A 17,444-nucleotide genomic window follows, 5' to 3' on the forward strand; every position below is an offset into this window, starting at 1 on the left:
TAATAAATATAAGTGAGGTAATAAAATGGCAAAGGATTATGCATTAATTGCGAAAACGATTACTGAAAATTTAGGAACAATATCGAATATTGAAAGTGTAACTCATTGTATGACTCGTTTAAGAGTTTCTTTAAAGGATGACTCAAAAGTAAATGTGGATGAAATAAAAAAAATTAATGGAGTAATCGGATATGTGAACCAAGGTGGACAACATCAAGTTATTATTGGAAATAATGTATCTTATGTTTATAAGGAAGTTTTAAAATTAGGAAACTTTGGAGATCAAAGTGACATTGCAAAAGGGATAAAAAAAGAAAAGCTAACTATTAAAAAAGTTGGAACTAATATATTGGATGCATTAGTAAGTACAATGTCACCATTGATACCAGCAATTATTGGTGGTTCAATGGTAAAGTTAGTAGTAATGATTTTATCTATGTTAAAAGTATTACCAGCAGACAGTACTACATATACCTTACTGAATGCTATGGGAGATGCAGCATTTTATTTCCTTCCAATTATGGTGGCAGTATCAGCATCTAAGAAATTTAAAACTAATACTTATTTAGCTGTTGCAATAGCAGGACTTATGGTGCATCCAGATTTTATGAAACTAATGGTAAGCGCATCAGAAGGTAAGGAAGTAACTTTAGCGTTTATTCCTATTGCATCCGTTAAGTATACGTATACGGTAATACCAGCACTTTGTATGACTTGGATATTATCATATATTGAAAGATTTGTAGATAAGATAACACCAGAAGTAACTAAAAATTTCTTAAAACCAGCCATTATAGTATTGATTGCAGCGCCAATAGCAATTGGATTGATAGGACCTTTAGGTATATGGATTGGTACTGCAATATCAGGTTTAGTTTATTTTATTCACAGCAAATTAGGATGGGTATCTGTAGCAATAATGGGAGCTTTATGGCCACTACTTGTTATGACTGGCATGCATAGAGTATTTACTCCAACTATATTAACAACTATAGCAGAAACAGGCATGGAAGGAATGGTAATGCCTTCAGAAATAGGTGCGAACCTTTCATTAGGAGGAGCAGCTTTAGCTGTTGCTTTCAAAACTAAAAATAAAGAGTTAAGACAAACTGCAATTGCAGCTGCTTCTTCTGCAATCATTGCGGGAATCACAGAACCAGCACTGTATGGAGTAGCATTAAGATTTAAAAAGCCTTTGATAGCATCATTAATTTCAGGTGGTGTATGTGGCGCCGTAGCAGGGATAGCAGGACTCGCAAGTAGATCTATGGCTGCACCAGGTTTGTTCACAAGTGTTCAGTTTTTTGATCCACAAAATCCATCGAGCATTATTTGGATAATTGGAATAATGATACTGGCAGTTGTATTATCTTTCATATTAACTCTAGTATTTGGATTTGAAGATATTCCAGCAGAAGATAATATTGAAATAATGGGGGCAGATAATGAGTAAATACAGTTTCCCAGAAGAATTTCTGTGGGGGGGAGCTATTGCAGCAAATCAGGCTGAAGGTGCTTATAGAGAAGATGGAAAAGGTTTAAGCACTGTAGATGTTATACCACATGGAATAAACAGAATGAAAGTAAAATTAGGGTTAGAAGAAGATTTGACTTTGAAAGATAATGAATTTTATCCAAGTCATGAGGCAATTGATTTCTATCATCATTATAAAGAAGATATTGCTCTGATGGCTGAAATGGGATTCAAAGTTTTTAGAACTTCAATCGCATGGACAAGAATCTTCCCTAATGGAGATGATAGCAAACCTAATGCAGCAGGAATTAAATTTTATAAAGATTTATTTTTAGAATGTAAAAAATATAATATAGAGCCATTAGTAACATTATGTCACTTTGATGTTCCAATGGAACTGGTTAATAAATATGGATCATGGAAGAGCAGAGAAATGATAGGATTTTTTGAAAAGTATGCAAGATGCTGTTTTGAAGAATTTGATGGTTTAGTTAAATACTGGCTGACATTTAATGAAATAAATATATTGATACATAGTCCTTTTTCAGGAGCGGGTATATATTTTAAGGAAGGTGAAAACAAAGATCAGGTTAAGTATCAGGCAGCGCATCATATGTTAGTGGCAAGTGCCTTAATAACTAAAATAGCTCATGAACAAAATCCAGAAAATAAAGTTGGATGTATGCTTGCAGGAGGAGATTTTTATCCGTATTCATGTGATCCAAAAGATGTATGGATGGCTCATGCAAAGGATAGAGAAAATTTATTTTTCATAGACGTACAGGCTAGAGGTAAGTATCCATCATATTCAAAGAGGGTATTTGCGGAAAAAGAAGTTAGTATTGCAATGGAAGAAAATGATTTGGATATATTAAAAAATACAGTAGATTTTATATCTTTTAGTTATTATTCTTCTAGATGTGCATCTAAGAATATGGAAAATCAAACTGAAGCTAATGTTGTTAAATCCATAAAAAATCCTTATTTAGAAGTTAGTGAATGGGGATGGGCCATTGATCCGTTAGGACTTAGAATAACTATGAATACTTTATATGATAGATACGAAAAACCTTTATTTATAGTAGAAAATGGACTGGGTGCTAAAGATACAATAGAAGAGGATGGCTCAATAAATGATGATTATAGAATTGATTATCTTAGACAGCACATCATAGAAATGAAAGAAGCTATGGAAGATGGAGTTGAACTATTAGGATATACATCTTGGGGATGTATCGATTTAGTTTCAGCATCCACTGGAGAGATGAGTAAAAGATATGGATTTGTATATGTAGATAAACAAGATGATGGAACTGGAACTTTAGAGAGAAAAAGAAAAAAATCTTTTTATTGGTATAAAAAAGTAATAGAAACAAACGGTGAATGTTTAATATAAAAAAGTAATGATTGTTATGTATGAGTAGTCAAGAAATTAGAAAAATGTAGCTATCCAATGCTAGGTGGGTATATGAAATAATTAAGTTATACGTTATGTAAGTATTTTTACAAAGGGGAATCTGAAAATTAATATATTATTTTAGATTCCCTTTTTAGATAAGAAATTTAAGTGGAGGAATTAGTTGATTAAAAAATAAGAGTAAAATACAAGGAGTGATATAATGAATATATTTCAAAAATTTATAAATAAAAAGCAAGAAGAAACAATTATAGAAAAAACGGAAAATGGCTTTATTTATGCACCAATGGAAGGCGAAGTAATTTCTTTGAAAGAAATTAATGATGGTGTATTTTCAGAAGAAATGCTTGGAAAAGGATGTGGAATGAAGCCGACCGATGGAAAATTATATGCACCTTTTGATGGAGAAATTCTTTTGATTACAGAAACAAAACATGCAATTGCATTGAAAAGCTGTGATGGAATAGAACTACTAATTCATATAGGAATGGATACAGTTAAAATGAATGGAAAAGGCTTTAATCCATTAGTGAAAGCTGGAGAAAAAATAAAATGTGGACAATCACTGATGACATTTTCTATATCTGATATTGAAAAGGCAGGATATGTGACTACTACAGCAATAGTTGTAACAAACTCCGATCAATATAGAAATATAGAAGTACTTGCACAAGGTCATATAAAAAAATCAAAAAAGATTATAAAAATTTTATAAGTAAAGTTGTTAATGTGTAATATATTTTTGGATTAAAATTAAGATAAGATTTTTTTGGTGGATTTCAAAGGTCACGCTTCACCTCCACCAAATTAGAACTAGAATTTTGATACAATTCAAAGCTACTGATTTCAGTGGCTTTCAGTGTTTCTTGGGACAAACTGTCGTAGAAAATTTTGAGCTTTTAGCTTAGAGTTACAGAGTTTTATATTGGATATGCACACTCCTGATGTTTTGGAATTAGGGGTTACATATTTCTTATGTTTCTTCTTAAGATTAAATTGTATAAAAATTAATATTGAATGATCATTCAAAAAAGTATTGACTTTAATTGAATGATCATTTAATATAAAATATAAGATGTAAAGTAAAAATTATTAGAGGAATTGTTATCCTTAAGAGAGGCAGCTTAGTATGAGATATAAAGATGATGATAAGAAAGAAAGTATTATTAAGGCGGCAATACAGCTTATAAATAAAGTAGGGTTAGCGGAGATTTCAATGTCCAAGATTGCAAAAGAAGCAGGTGTTGCAGCAGGAACTATTTACACTTATTTTGATAATAAAGATGATATGCTTAAAAAACTTTTTTTGGAAGCTAAAAAAGATATGCAGGAAAAGGTATCATATGGAGTTAATATTTCCTGCCCAGTAGAAGCTGAATTTAAAATTTTATTGAGCAATTACATTAATTTCTTTATTAACAATAAGGATAATTTTCTCTTTATGGAGCAGTTTACAAATTCGCCATATATCTTGGAGTTGCATAAAGAATTTGATATTACAGGTAGGCCATTACTAGAATTTATGGAAAATGGTAAAAAACAGGGCGTTTTTAAAGAAGTTGATTCAGACCTTTTATTTATTTATTCTTTTAGTCCATTAATACAAATTGCAAAAAAATACTTTAATGGAGAGTTTGAATTTACTCAACAAAATGTTGAAGAAATAATTGGAATGAGCTGGGCTTCAATAAAAAAATAAAAATTTTATATAATATTGAATGAATGTTCAGGCAATATTATATAAAATTTTAATTAAATTACTTTGCATTTATTAAAGTCAAAAAGGGTACATAAAATGAATTAAATAAAAAAGAGTTATTTTAAAAAAATAAAATTGATTGAATATTCAATTATTATAAAACAAGATTATGGAGGTAATTAAATGAGTAAAGTTGTAGCGTTTATTGGAAGCCCTAGAAAAAAAGGAGTTTCTACACAGCTCCTTTATAAGGCAATAGAAGGGGCAAAATCTGAAGGAGCCGAAATTGTAATATATGATCTTAATGAAACTGGAATTAGAGGATGTCAGGCATGTGATTATTGCAGAAAAGATAAGGTATGTATTATAAAAGATAAACTGCATTCTATGTATAGTGATATTGAATCTGCTGATGGGATTATAATTAGTTCACCAATTTATATGTCTGACTTTAGTGGCCAGGCGAAGATTTGGTTTGACCGTTTACGTCCGATGTTTGGACATGATTTCAAGCCACGTTACCCAGGAAAAAAGATTATAGCTGTATTTGCACAGGCTGCAGATAATGAAGACTTCTGTAGTAATCTGTTTGAATCGCTAAAGATGCGTTCTGAATTTTTTGGATGGGATCTAATTGATAATATACTTGCTTGTGGTACGGAGACCCAGGGATATAGCATATCTCAAGAACTCCTAGACAGGGCTTTTACTGATGGCAGAAAATTGGTAGTAAAATTAAGTTGATGCTGACCATAACCATTAAGCTTTTCAAGGTGATTAAAAACATAACAATGATGTATAAGGACTTATGGGCAATCTATGGCTAGAAAGGAATTATTATGAAAGAAGTTTACGATTTTCTAAAAAATGCGTATGCTTTTATCTAACCACAGTAGAAGAAGACCAGCTACGTGTTCGTCCCTTTGGTACATACCTTATCTAAAAATATCTAGTATTAATCAATAAGAAAATAGAAATCTTGCTAAATAATAATTAGTGGATTTTAAAGGTCATGCTTCGCCTCCATCATGAAACCCACGACTATTTGTATGCGGCTTAAATAGCTGCTTACAGATAGTCGTATTTTTTTCTTAATTGGAGTAAAGCGGGCTGAGAGAAAGAAAATCGCACTCATACTTTGATATGAATGATCTAAAAAGTAAAAAAGATAGCTTATGCTATCTCTTTGCGATATGAATAATTATTTTTGTATTACTGGTATCCATACTTCAACTTCACAGTCTGCTGGATTTCCATTTAGTAGGATTTCTGCAATAGGATTTCCGTTATACTCATAATTATATTTTTCAGTAAGAATTTCCTTAAAGGCTTGATCTTCAAGCTTATCAAAAGCTAAACGAGATAGTCCACCTGTTCCTTCAATAACTAGATATTTTCCTTCAGGAAATAAAACTTCTTCGCTTTCATCAACTACAGGTTGTGATGATTTAACACCTGCATAGTAGAAAGTATTGTTTCCATCAGTTGTCACTGCTGCATAACCATAGTTACTTTCAGAAATTGTTCTAAGTAAAGACATCTTTCCACTTTGAACTATATCCTTAAAAAATTCAGTTTTTTGTTCAGAAAATTGTTTTGAGTCATTTTTTTCTGAACCTTTTAGTTTTGTTTTAAAACCTACCAAACGAAAAGTCTCTTTTTCTTCAATTTTAAAATTACTCATTTTAAATCTCTCCTTGCAATAATTATTTGGAATCTTGTTTATGTCTATACTTTATCATAGCAATTATGACACAAGTATGTCATAATTAAACCCGAGGTGAACTTTTTTATGAAAATAGAACGTCTAATTGCAATCATTATGCTTCTTTTAGAAAGAGAAACAGTACCCACTAGTGAACTGGCTGAAAAGCTGGAAGTAAGTAGGAGGACCATTTTCAGAGATATTGACGCTTTAAATATTGCTGGAATGCCTATTATGGTAACTAGAGGTTCTATGGGTGGAGTAAGTTTGATGAAATCTTACAAAGTTGACAAAAAATTATTTACTCCCAAAGATGTTCAAAGCTTAATAACTGGCTTACAAAGTTATAATCAGCTATTAGAAAATAAGGAAATCGCTAATACGTTGATCAAATTGCAGAGCATGATGGATGAAAATGATTTATTAAAGCAAAATAATAATCAGAATTTTTTAATAGATTTAGAACTTAATGAGGGAAACCGCTCGCTGCGAAGTGTATTGAAAACTATAGAGAGAGCAATGAATGAAAAAAGATATTTGTTATTCAGTTACATAGATAAAAATGGTGATCAGACTTCCCGTAAAGTTGAACCTTATAAGGTAGTATTTAAAGAAAGCAAATGGTATTTACAAGCCTTTAGTACTGAACGAAATGATTATAGGATATTTAAGTTAGCTAGAATGAATGAGGTACGTGTATCAGAAGCTAATTTTGAGCCAAGAGATTTTGTACCATTGCCTATGGATGGTACAGATTGGATAACAAAAGAAGTAGTACCGGTAATTATTAGAATAGATAAATCTTTAAAAGATAGAATTATAGAGCGATTTGGAGAGGATAACATCATTGCACGAGATGAAGATAACTACATTGCTAAATATCCTATTGTAGATAATGAAGAAGGATATAATGTACTACTTAAGTTTGGTAATAAATGTGAAATTATTGAACCCACAAGTGTTAGAGAAAATTTTAAAAAATACTTAATGGAGGTTATGGATATATACAAATAAGTTTTCAATATATGCATTAACTATATTAAGATTCGAAAATATGACCGATGAATGATTGGATTTTATTGCGGCTTGGAGAAAAGGATATATTTATTTAGGTTGTTGAATAAATAATTTTTACAAATTTTGTTTACTCAACAACCTAATAATTATATAAAGTAGTGGATTTTTAAGGATATGCTTTAAATCCACAAGAATCTAAGATTTTGGATTTTTGTGGATTATGCATTTTAATTCATATATATTGGTGATTCTTGATTATAAAAGGAAATAATATTAATTATTATTGCAAAAGTAGATAATAGAATATATGCAATAAAATTGATCCAATTAGCATAACGGACAGCAATATATGTGTATACAGCCAAAATGCCCTATGATTTATATATGTTTTTTTGAAGTATTTCATAATTACTCCAATAAGTGTTGTCAAGATCATCAATATCAAACTAATATATCCAGTAGAAAATTTAATATTAGTTAGATTATTTCCAGCATGAAGGAAAGCTAAAATTGTTGCTATAATAGATAAAATACAATGATAATCTAATAATTTCTTAACAGGTAAGTTTATTTTATAACGTATATTTTTAAACCTTTTAAATAAACTATAGCTATAACCAAAGATTAAAAACATACATGATAACCAACCTAATAATAGGTAATTCACTAAAGAATCACTTCCTTTTTTCTTGTAAATTTAAAGAAAAGTATCCTCTATATATTCAAATTCATTCGATGCATCAATAAAAGAAAATTTTTCTTTTGCTCCTTTCGTTGCAAAAACCTTTTTTCCAGAAGTGATAAATATAGCTTCTATATCATCAATTTTATTGACTAACTCCATTCCTTCTCTTAGCCCAAGAATAAATATAGCTGTTGATAAAGAATCTGCTTCTATAGAACTTTTTCCAATTATAGTGGCACTTATTAGATCTGATTTAGCAGGATAGCCTGTCCTTGGATCTAAGATATGATGATATCTAATTTTATCTTTTTCAAAATATCTTACATAATCTCCAGAGGTTACAACTGTTTCATCAGAAATTTTTACAATTCCTATGAATTCGCCCCTTATTTGAAAAGGATTTTGAATTCCGATTGACCAAGGTGAACTATCAGGTTTATTTCCAAGGGTCAGTACATTTCCTCCGATGTTTATAAAGCCAGATTCAACAGAATTTTTCTTATAAATATCTATAATTCTATCTGCTGCATAGCCCTTTGCTATTGCACCTAAATCAATCTTTTGTCCTACCCTTGATAGTTTGGCAGAGTTTTTCTCTATATTTAAAATGATATCTTTATAATTTGTTAAGCTTAATATATTATTAATTTCATTCTTTGAAGGTACTCTTTGGTCTTTGCTAAATATGCCCCATAGCTTAACTAAGGGAGCTATAGTTATATCAAATGCTCCATTACAAAGTTCTGAGTAATCCTTAGCTTTTTTTATAACTTCAAAAGTTTCCTTGCTTAATGGAACCTCAGCTTGTCCAGCTTCTGAGTTAAGTCTACCGACATCACTGTAACTAATGTAAAAACTCATTAGATTCTCAAGTCTTTTCAACTCATTTTCAACGAGTATAGCAATTTTCTTTGCATTAACACTATAAATTCTTTGAATGACATTAGTTCCCATACAAAAGAATTCAAAATCTTCAAATTCAACCATACATATTCCTCACTTTATTCTAACTTCTTCAGGATTCATTATATTTTCTGGCATAGCTTATGGAATGGTTTAAAAAACTTTATTGCAATATTTTTATGCTTGACCAGATTCTAATGCGTTTTCAATAGCTTTTAAAATTGTTTTACTGCTATTTGTTGCTCCTGAAATAGTATCAACTTGCAAACTTTGGGCTTTAACTACCATGCTTGGAATAACTTCTGCAGGCTTTCCTCTTTCGTTTTTATGTTCTAATAAATCTATATTTTCAATTTTGTGGTCTTTAACTGTAACTGAAACTTTTGCACTAATTAAACTAATATCGTATGAACCAGTGTATTTTCCATCAGAAATCTTTGATAAATCTACTCTATTAATTGTTAATTCCTTAATTGCTTTTTTATAATTTATAACTGAAATTAAATATCTTCCGCCGAAGATAATACCAGCTATAACAACAAGGGAAGCTGCACCTAATAATATTCTTTTTACATTTAACATATATAACACACCCTTTACTTTTTAATAGATTTTAATAAAATATTAATTCCATCTTCTATTAAATCTTCAACATTTTTATCATAATAAGCATTTATGTATTTTTCTTTTTTATTTAATAATCCAATATACCCCATCATAGTTGACCAGAGCAGAAGACAAATTGTATTTGAATCTGCATTATCTATTAACTCACCTTTTTTAATTCCATTTATAATGCAACTCTTTAATAATTCGATAGAATACTGTCCAGCTGTATAACACTTTTTTATTAAAAAGTTATCATCTTCATCTTTAAAGTCAAAATCTTTGTTTTCATAATCTGCAATAGCTGTAAAATATCCAGGGTAATTCTTACTAAATTCAACAAAAACCTTACCGAATTTACTGATTTTTTCAAATTCGTTACTTTTAATATCTTCCTTAATTACCTTATCAAACAACTCATTTAATACATTAAAGCCTGATAACATTATTTCAAAATATAACTCATCCTTGCTTTTAAAATATGAATATATAGTTTTCTTAGTAAACTCAGCCTCCTTTGCAATATCATCCATTGTAGAATTTTCAAAACCTTTCTCAAAAAAAATTTTTTCAGCTGCATTTATTATTTCAATTTTACGAGCTAATCGCTCTCTTTCCTTTCGTTCAGTAATACCTATAGTAAACACCTGCCTTTTAGTTTATTAAGTATACTAATAGTATACTTTGTATATTTTTAGTATATAATATTATTTTTAGAAGTCAAGGGAAATTTAAGCTTATAATGGGTTTTAAATAATAGAAAAGCTAAGAGAACTTAAAAACTAACGAAAATATAAATTTAGATTTTCATGGGTTATTTCATTTATGTTATACTAATTATAGTTAGTTTTTAGGATATAATGAAGTTAATTGAAGGTATCCTAAGGGATGGAAATGAAGATTTTGGGGTAAAAATATTTTTATGCAATTAATATTATAGACAAGAGGGATAACATGAATCAGGTAGACGAATTATTATGGAAAAATGAAATAGAAACAAATAAAACAGTATCAAAGGCAATGCGAATCGTTTTGTATTTTTGCTTTATAGCAGGATTTTTAAATTTAATTCATGTATTTGATGTTGTGCAGAATGTAATGATAAAAATGAATGTATTACTTATAATTCCTCTTTTGCTGCCAACGATTTTAGTGGATGTATTTGAACTTAAGAAAGAATGGATAAAGTATTTTATACTTACTTGTGCTGTGATTTCTACAGGAATATGTTATGCATTACTAACCTTTCAAACAGTTTTAATGTTTGTTATTCCAACAATATTAGCATCTATGTATCTTAGAAAGAAACAGCTTATAGTAGCAATTATTGAATCAGTGTGTAATATATTAATAGCTCACTTATTGAGTTTTTATTTTTTAATGGAACCATGGATTGAACCCTTTACTGGATTGAAAAATATAATGTTATATGGAGCTGTGCCAAGAGTGCTTCAATACTTATGTTGTGGAAGTTTGTTTTACATATTATGTAATCGTACTTCTGGACTTATGCTACAGTATCATAAGTCTATAAAGGATAAGGAGATTTTTGAACTTGAAAAATCTCTTGCTCTTCAGAAGATAAAATATGATGAACGAGAACAAGTAAGCAGAGATATACATAATAGTGTTGGACACACAATAATGGCAGCTATTATGAGTTTGGATGCAGCAGAAGCGGTTTACAATGTGGATTCTAAAAAAGCAATAGAAAAAATAAAATTTGCAAATATACGAATGAGGGAGAGTCTTGAAGCTATTAGAAAAGCAGTACGTGGGATAAACACAAAGGTAAATGGACAAACCATAGAAGATATGATGAAATTAATAAATGTAAATATTGATAAATTAAAAGAAGATTTCAATATCAAAATAAGAATTAAAATTGAGTATAGTGAACAGCAATTGAAAAAGCAGAATGTTCGTATCGAGAGGATTGACTTTTTAATAGGAGCATTGCAGGAACTGGTCACCAACAGTGTAAAACATGGGAATGCAACAGCTATTATTGTCATTATAGATATAGATAGACACAATATAAATATAATAGTTCAGGACAATGGAACAGGAATTGAAAGTATGGGAAATTATAAAGAATTACTGGACTCTGGATTCGGAATAAAAAAAATCAGGAATTACTTAGTTTCTATAGGCGGAAATTTAAAAATAGAAAATCAAGAAGGAATGCTGGTAACATTGAAAATTCCAACAAGAACAGGTGATAAGAATGAATAAAATTAGAATATTGATAGTAGATGATGAAAATCTTCTTTTAGAAAGTCTTGAACTAATCTTATCCATGAATGAATCCTTTAAAATAGCAGGGCTAGCACATGATGGTAAGGAAGCCTTAGATATTTTAGAGGAAGAACAAGCAGATATAGCATTGATAGATTTAAATATGGAGGGAATGTCAGGACAGGAATTGATATTAAAAATAAAAGCAAGATATTCTGCAATGAAAATACTTGTTTTAACCACTTTTTATGATGAAGAAAACATTGTAAATGCAGTACGGAACGGAGCAGACGGATATTTATTAAAAGATGCAGGAACAAAAGTTATTGTTCAGGGAATTTTTAATGTTATGAATGGTCAAAGCATACTTGATAGTAAAGTAATGACTGCATTAGCGAATATAATGTCAAAATGCTCAAATGAAAATACAAGTAAGGAAGAATACTCCACGATTGATCTATTAAAAGATCTAACAGAAAGAGAAATTGAAATTTGTCAGCTGCTTTCTGACGGATATACCAATTCTCAAATAGCAGAATTTTTATATATTTCTGAAGGTACAGTAAAAAATTATATAAGTACTATTTATGATAAAACAGGGATAAAAGATAGGACTATGTTAGCCTTAAAGCTTGCAAAAATATTTCCTTAATAATTAAACATGACCAGAGTCATATCAAAATAATGACTCTGGTTACTTTTTTATGGAGGATATTTTAGGTATTCTATAGGAAATAAAGAAGAAATGAGGAATAGTACATGAAAAGAAATAAAACTATTAAAATATTTGGAATTATTTTTGTGATAGCTGCATTACTTATTTTTATTAATTTTATTCCAACTCTTAGCTTAAAGACATCAAATATGCATCTTATTGAAGGCGAATGGGTAAATGTTTATTATGAAGAGGAAGAAACGGCAGCAAAGGATGTTTTTCAGTTAGCTAATGCAAGAGCAGGTGAGTTAGCTAAGAAATTAGGATTTAGTGAAAAGCAAAATATTAATATCTATATTTATGACCATCAATCTACAATGCAAATGAAAAAATATGGAATAATAGGGCCAATGTTAGGCCTCGACTGGTATATTGGTGACAATATAGGAACGGATGTTATACTGACATCGCCTGCAAATCCAGGAAAGGTTCATGACTATAATAATAATAAGCAAGCTGCTTTACATGAAATGGTTCATGCCTATGTAAGTATAATAAATCCACATATTAGATTATGGTTAACTGAAGGAATGGCTTTATATTTATCTAATGCAGAACCTTTTTATAAAAAATATACCTATAATATGCAAATTCCAACTTTTTCAGAAATTAAGACTAGCAATCCAGTTAAATTTTCAAAGATGGGAGGGTACACCTTTGCCAATACCTATATAGAGTATATAGATAAAAAATATGGATGGGAAAAATTAATGGAGATAATTAAAACAGAAGATTATGAAAAGGTATTTGGAAAATCTGATGAAGATATATATAATGAATGGGTGAATTATATTAGAAGTTATTATCAGTAAAATAATTAATATAATTGAATCTTTTTAAGTGGTGGAGTTCAAAGATCGCGCTTCGCCTCCACCATGAAACCTATGACAATCTAACTGAAATTTCGTAAGTTTCGTTTTATCAAATGCCCATATGGAGTTTTTTCAGTTATATGCCCATTCGCGGAAATAATTTTTCCGCGAAGTATGGTTAAAATCGGAAGTCCTTTCCCTTCTAAGCCAACAAACGCAGATTGTTTATTTAAATATTCTAGGTTATTGCTTGTAATTTTCCAATTTTTATTTGGATCAAGAAGTACCACATCAGCATCAGCCCCTATACTTAATGAACCTTTTTTACTGCTTATTTCAAAATGTTTTGCAGGATTAGCAGACATTACTTTAGATACTAGTGAGGGAGAAATCCCTTTTTGAGCAACAAGGTAATCATACATAGTTTGTAGACCAGTTTGAATTCCACTAATGCCGCCCCAAGCATTAAAAATTCCCATGTCCTCTAATTTTTCTTCAGGAGCACAAGGAGAATGGTCGCTTACTATTATATCAATAGTTCCATCACAAACGTAATCTAATAACTTTTTTTTATCTTCACGAGTTCGAAGTGGTGGGGCACATTTGAAAATAGCTCCTTTAGTTAGAAAATCATTTTCGTCAAAAATAAGATAATGAGGACAAGTTTCAGCGGTAATTTTTACATCATTCATCTTTGCTTTTTTTATTTCTTCTGCTACAGCAGGGTGACTTACGTGACATATATGAACACGACAATTTTGTTCTTTTGCTAATTCTATAATATTCTTTACAGCCATCAGTTCTGCAATTACAGGGCGCGAATTAAGAAAATCTCTGCGGCCTAATCTACCTTCGTTAATAGCTTTATTTTGTTCATAGGTAATAATATTGTAATCTTCACAATGAAAGCTGGCTAAACCATCGAATTTTTTTATTATAGATAATGCATGCCTGATTTGCCCAGTATTTAAAGGTGTGTAATCTGGACTTACAGGTGCAAAAAAGCTTTTGAAAGCTACAACTCCACAAGAATTTAATTCTTCGAGCTTATTTAAATTATAAGTGACAAGGGCGCCATAAAAGCTGTAATCAACATATGCTTTAGAAGAAACGCAGGCTTCCTTTGAGACAAAGATATCTTTACTATATAATGCAGGTTCGTTTTGCATTGGCATATCAATAACAGTTGTAACACCACCGACTGCTGCAGCTCTTGTCCCATGATAAAAATCTTCACGAGTTGTAAATCCAGGTTCATTTAAATGCGCATGAGCATCAATTAAACCTGGGAAAAGATATTTACCAGTGCCATCAATAGTTATTTTTGAATCTACTTCACAATTGCCCAATAAAATATCTGCAATTTTGCCATCTTTTATTGCAAGGCTTCCAAATTTTACTTTCTCACAAGTTACTAAATGAGTATTTTTAATAAGTATATCAAACATATTTACCACCCAATCATATATAATTTTACAAGACTGAAAGTGTAGATAAAATTTTGTATTAAAATATTTTATCTACACTTAATTTTTAGTTATTTAGTAGTCACTAATGAAGGGTCTAATGAAGAGAGAATTTTAGTATCTGTATATTGAGAAAAATCAGGCACGCTGTTTATGCTTTTCATATCTAACATAAATTTAGCCATAGTATTTGTACCAGAAACAAACTGGTCATCAAATTTCATAGAATAAACGTTATTTTTCATAATTCTTAGACAGTCTTTAGGATCAATATTAATTTCAGTAGCAATAATTTTTGATGCATCTTCAGGATTTTCATTTATATACTTAGTTGCCTTATTTAAAGCTGATAAGAAATTTTTTAATTCCTTAGGGTGCTGATTATAAAAGCTTTCAGTAGCTTGGACCGTCATATAGAAGTCAATCCAATGAACATTTCCTTGTTTCTCAGGTAAATTTGAAGTTGTGCCGCTAAATAGTAATTTACCTCCAATAGCTTGTGCTTTACCAACCCATGGTTCCCATACAGCCATGGCATCAATATCACCTTTTTCTAAAGCAGATAATTGTTCTGATGCCTGTAGATTAACAAAGTTAATTTTGTTAATATCGACTCCTAGTTCATTACACATATTTCGGATCGCAATAAGCACTCCAGCTCCAGAAGTCATACCTATTCTTTTGCCTTCCAAATCTTTAGCAGAAGTAAGGTTTAAACCAGGGCGTGCAACTACACTTTGAGTACCAGCAGCATTGGCAAGTGGGGCAAGCACCTTTACCTTAACACCATTTGCAGCAACTGCAATATTGTTATAAATAGATCCAAAGCATATTGAAGCAGTACCACTGGCAACAAGAGGAGCATTTTGATCAGGACCGGTCATTAATTTATTATTTACTTTTAATCCTTCTTCTTTAAAATATCCGAGCTTGTCTGCAATAATTTGTTGAGCAGATACTTGAGGATCTAGTTCACCGTAGGCATCAACTTCAAATAATTTATCAGAAGAGCTATCAGTACTAGAAGTTTCCTTAGATGAAGTTGAGGTACTTGAAGTTGAAGAAGTACCACAACCAAATAGACTTGTTGATACCATAGTAGTTAAAGTTAATATACAGAATAACTTTTTTAATAATTTACTTTTTTTCATATTAATCACTCCTAAATAAATTTTGAATACAACAGAAAAGGCATAAACATAGAATTTTTATGTTTACACCTTTGTAAAACTAAATATTAGATTTATTACGTCTAAGTAGAGAACCCAAATCTATGATTTGGTGTGAATCACTTAAGTAGGCGTCTCGAATCTACGATTTGATGATGATCGCTTACTCTGTGAGTCGAGCCTCCTTTAACTAAATTTCCATAACCTGAACTTATAACTATGCTGCCATCTTTAGCGATTATTTTTCCACGAACTATTGTCAAAACAGGAGCACCTTTGCCCTCTAAACCAACAAAAGCTGAAATTTTATTTAAGTATTTTAAATCATTCTCAGAAATCTTCCACGTCTTATTTTGATCAATAACGGTAAAATCTGCATCAAAACCAATTGAAATATCACCTTTTATACCGTATATACCGAATATTTCAGCTGGGCGTTTGCTTAAAACTCTAGCCATTATGGAAGGGCTTAATTTATGATGATTTACTAATTGATCAAAGAAAATTTGAACAGTAGTTTGCACACCACTTAATCCACCCCAGGCACCAAATGCACCAAGATGATTTTCAGTTTTTTCTTCCATGGTACCTGGTGAATGATCTGAAGAAATACAATCTAAAGTTCCATCACTGATATATTCCCACAAGCCTTCGCAAGCTTCCTTAGTTCTTAATGGGGGAGAACATTTAAATAACATCCCTTTATGTATTAAATCGTCTCCAGTAAATGTTAGGTAATGGGTGCATGTCTCTCCAGTAACTTTAATCCCTTTTGCTTTTGCTTTTCTGATTTCCTCTGCAACAAGAGGGTGAGAAACATGACATATATGAATTCTACTGTCAGTCTTTTCTGCAATAGCTATAACATTTTTAGTCGCAATTAACTCAGCGTCGAGAGGTCTGGAATCTAAATAATCCTTTGCAGAAATTTTACCTTCAGCCAACTTTTCTTTTTGTAATTTTTGAATCATATCATAGTCTTCACAATGAAAGCCAGCTAGACCGTTAAAGTTTTTCAATATTGTTAGGGCTTTTTCAACTTCCCGTAAATCTAACGAAGTATAATCTTTACCAGCATCGCAAATAAAGCTTTTAAAAGCCAAAGCACCTGTTTCATTTAATTCATGGAGATCTCCCATATTGTAATTAACAAGTGCACCCCAAAAACCATAATCAATAAAGGCTTTTTCTTTTATTAAGTTATATTTATCCTCAAAAATATCTTTATTAGAGACAGGCGGTTTATTATTTAAAGGCATATCTATAACTGTTGATATTCCGCCTATGGCTGCAGCCGCTGTACCATGATTGAAATCTTCACGCATTGTATAGCCAGGTTCATCGAAATGCACATGGCAATCGATGAAACCAGAAAATAGATATTTACCGTTTAAATCTAATATTTGTTTAGCATCTGCTATTTCATTATTATAAAAAATATCTTTGATTTTTCCGTTGAAAACAGCTACACATCCTAAAGTGATATTATTATCAGTTACAATGTTTGCATTTTTAATTAATAAATCATACATAATTAA

General features: G+C 30.6%; 16 protein-coding genes. 9 read left to right on the forward strand and 7 right to left on the reverse strand.

All coding sequences use genetic code 11. The features are described 5' to 3' along the window. The first annotated feature begins 25 nt into the window (after positions 1–25). The 5 genes from ascF (at position 26) to COL3_RS02355 (ending at position 5,334) form a co-directional block, all read left to right on the forward strand. A complete protein-coding gene (gene ascF, locus COL3_RS02335) occupies positions 26–1,453 on the forward strand; it encodes a PTS cellobiose/arbutin/salicin transporter subunit IIBC (RefSeq protein ID WP_008423335.1) in 1,428 nt (475 codons plus the stop codon). Continuing rightward, positions 1,446–2,870 (forward strand): 6-phospho-beta-glucosidase, encoded by a 1,425-nt coding sequence (ascB, locus tag COL3_RS02340; RefSeq protein WP_008423337.1) that lies wholly within the window; start codon positions 1,446–1,448, stop codon positions 2,868–2,870. Before ascF ends, ascB begins: the two co-directional genes overlap by 8 nt. Positions 2,871–3,093: 223 nt before the next feature. Further along, positions 3,094–3,606, forward strand: a complete 513-nt coding sequence (locus COL3_RS02345) for a PTS glucose transporter subunit IIA (RefSeq protein WP_008423338.1) — start codon at positions 3,094–3,096, stop codon at positions 3,604–3,606. A 414-nt stretch (positions 3,607–4,020) separates the two neighbouring features. Beyond that, positions 4,021–4,590 (forward strand): TetR/AcrR family transcriptional regulator, encoded by a 570-nt coding sequence (locus tag COL3_RS02350; protein ID WP_008423340.1) that lies wholly within the window; start codon positions 4,021–4,023, stop codon positions 4,588–4,590. Positions 4,591–4,773: 183 nt separating this feature from the next. Further along, entirely contained in the window at positions 4,774–5,334 is a 561-nt protein-coding gene (locus COL3_RS02355; RefSeq protein WP_008423343.1) for a flavodoxin family protein, read from the forward strand. A gap of 457 nt (positions 5,335–5,791) precedes the next feature. Here COL3_RS02355 and COL3_RS02360 read toward each other — a convergent pair whose 3' ends face one another. Next, positions 5,792–6,274 (reverse strand): GyrI-like domain-containing protein, encoded by a 483-nt coding sequence (locus COL3_RS02360; protein WP_008423345.1) that lies wholly within the window; start codon positions 6,272–6,274, stop codon positions 5,792–5,794. Positions 6,275–6,382: 108 nt separating this feature from the next. On the opposite strand from COL3_RS02360, the gene COL3_RS02365 reads away from it, so the two are divergent. Next, complete coding sequence (locus COL3_RS02365) at positions 6,383–7,309, forward strand: YafY family protein (RefSeq protein ID WP_008423347.1); 927 nt, start codon at positions 6,383–6,385, stop codon at positions 7,307–7,309. A gap of 700 nt (positions 7,310–8,009) precedes the next feature. On the opposite strand, the gene COL3_RS02375 is transcribed toward COL3_RS02365, so the two are convergent. The 3 genes from COL3_RS02375 to COL3_RS02385 form a co-directional block, all read right to left on the reverse strand. Beyond that, a complete protein-coding gene (locus COL3_RS02375) occupies positions 8,010–8,984 on the reverse strand; it encodes an FAD:protein FMN transferase (protein WP_008423350.1) in 975 nt (324 codons plus the stop codon). Between the two features lie 93 nt (positions 8,985–9,077). After that, entirely contained in the window at positions 9,078–9,482 is a 405-nt protein-coding gene (locus tag COL3_RS02380; RefSeq protein WP_008423352.1) for an FMN-binding protein, read from the reverse strand. A 14-nt stretch (positions 9,483–9,496) separates the two neighbouring features. Further along, positions 9,497–10,153, reverse strand: a complete 657-nt coding sequence (locus COL3_RS02385; protein ID WP_008423354.1) for a TetR/AcrR family transcriptional regulator — start codon at positions 10,151–10,153, stop codon at positions 9,497–9,499. 307 nt (positions 10,154–10,460) lie between these two features. Between COL3_RS02385 and COL3_RS02390 the strand changes: the two genes are divergently transcribed. The 3 genes from COL3_RS02390 to COL3_RS02400 all read left to right on the forward strand — a co-directional run bounded on the left by COL3_RS02390 (position 10,461) and on the right by COL3_RS02400 (position 13,271). Continuing rightward, on the forward strand, positions 10,461–11,741 hold the full coding sequence (locus COL3_RS02390) for a histidine kinase (RefSeq protein ID WP_008423357.1): 1,281 nt from the start codon (positions 10,461–10,463) through the stop codon (positions 11,739–11,741). Then, positions 11,734–12,396, forward strand: a complete 663-nt coding sequence (locus COL3_RS02395; protein ID WP_008423359.1) for a response regulator transcription factor — start codon at positions 11,734–11,736, stop codon at positions 12,394–12,396. Before COL3_RS02390 ends, COL3_RS02395 begins: the two co-directional genes overlap by 8 nt. Positions 12,397–12,503: 107 nt before the next feature. Further along, a complete protein-coding gene (locus tag COL3_RS02400; protein ID WP_008423361.1) occupies positions 12,504–13,271 on the forward strand; it encodes a hypothetical protein in 768 nt (255 codons plus the stop codon). A gap of 80 nt (positions 13,272–13,351) precedes the next feature. Here COL3_RS02400 and allB (COL3_RS02405) read toward each other — a convergent pair whose 3' ends face one another. The 3 genes from allB (COL3_RS02405) to allB (COL3_RS02415) form a co-directional block, all read right to left on the reverse strand. Then, a complete protein-coding gene (gene allB / locus COL3_RS02405; RefSeq protein WP_008423363.1) occupies positions 13,352–14,719 on the reverse strand; it encodes an allantoinase AllB in 1,368 nt (455 codons plus the stop codon). A gap of 89 nt (positions 14,720–14,808) precedes the next feature. Further along, positions 14,809–15,888, reverse strand: coding sequence for an ABC transporter substrate-binding protein (locus tag COL3_RS02410; RefSeq protein WP_008423366.1), 1,080 nt, complete (start codon positions 15,886–15,888; stop codon positions 14,809–14,811). Between the two features lie 137 nt (positions 15,889–16,025). Continuing rightward, a complete protein-coding gene (gene allB / locus COL3_RS02415) occupies positions 16,026–17,438 on the reverse strand; it encodes an allantoinase AllB (protein WP_008423367.1) in 1,413 nt (470 codons plus the stop codon). Positions 17,439–17,444: the final 6 nt, after the last annotated feature.

The organism is Clostridium sp. LS, from assembly GCF_002760435.1.
Taxonomy (GTDB): domain Bacteria; phylum Bacillota; class Clostridia; order Clostridiales; family Clostridiaceae; genus Clostridium.